Below are 1,029 nucleotides of genomic sequence, written 5' to 3' on the forward strand. Positions count from 1 at the left end.
ATTGAACACGGCCGTCATCACCATGAACAGGGTGGCACTCTGCTGCTGCGCCAACGCCTGCAAGCCAGCGGTGCTGGCCGCATCGATGGTGAAGCGGTGCAGCGCGCCATGATGCTGCTGCAGCGCCGGCCGCGGATGATCCGTCGGCAGATTCAGCATGGCCGCACTGCCGGCCATGCGCGCCGACCAGTAGTCGAGCTGTGCCTGCAGCACCTCGCCGCTCAACCACTGGCGCTGCCAGTGGGCAAAGTCGGCATACTGGAGCGCCAGTTCCGGCAACGGCGACGCCTGCCCCTGCACAAAAGCACGGTACAGAACACCCAGCTCATGCAGCAACACGCCCGTCGACCAGCCATCCGAAACGATGTGATGCACGGTCAGCAGCAGCACGTGTTCGTTGGCCGCCATGCGCACCAGGTGCACACGCAGCAAGGGGCCGGTGGCCAGGTCAAAGCCGTGCCGGGCTTCCTGCCCGGCCAGCGCACGCAGGGCCAGCGCGCGCTGTGCCGGCGGCAAGGCTGCCAGGTCGCTGCGCGGCATGGACAGCGCCAGGGCCGGTGCAATGACCTGCACGGCGGTGCCGTCGACGCTGGCAAAGGTGGTGCGCAGCACTTCATGCCGGCGCACGATTTCCTGCACCGCCAGTTGCAGCGCGTCGCCATCGAGCACGCCCTGCAATTGCAGCGCGAGCGGGATGTTATAGAAGGAATTGGCCGGCTCAAGCTGATCGAGGAACCACAAGCGCTGCTGTCCGAACGACAATGGCAGCGGCGCCTGATCGTCGCGCTGCATGCGCACCACAGTCCTGGCAACGGCTGGTCCGTTCAACGCAGCCTCGATGCGTGTGGCGAAGGCCGCCACCGTGGCCGCTTCGAACAGCGTGCGCAGCGGCATTTCGATCAGATGATCCTGGCGCACACGCGCCACCACCATCGCGGCGATCAGCGAATGACCACCGAGCGCAAAGAAATTATCTTGCCGGCCGATGCGCTCAATGCCCAGGATCTGCTGCCACAACTGGCAGACGTA

The 1,029-nt window shown here is 65.6% G+C and carries 1 protein-coding gene; it reads right to left on the reverse strand.

From position 1 onward, the window contains the following. The coding region (locus AC07VL_RS28025) for a condensation domain-containing protein (RefSeq protein ID WP_494808754.1) at window positions 1–1,029 on the reverse strand (1,029 nt) is incomplete at both ends.

It is taken from the genome of Janthinobacterium sp. GW821-FHT03C08 (assembly GCF_059420905.1).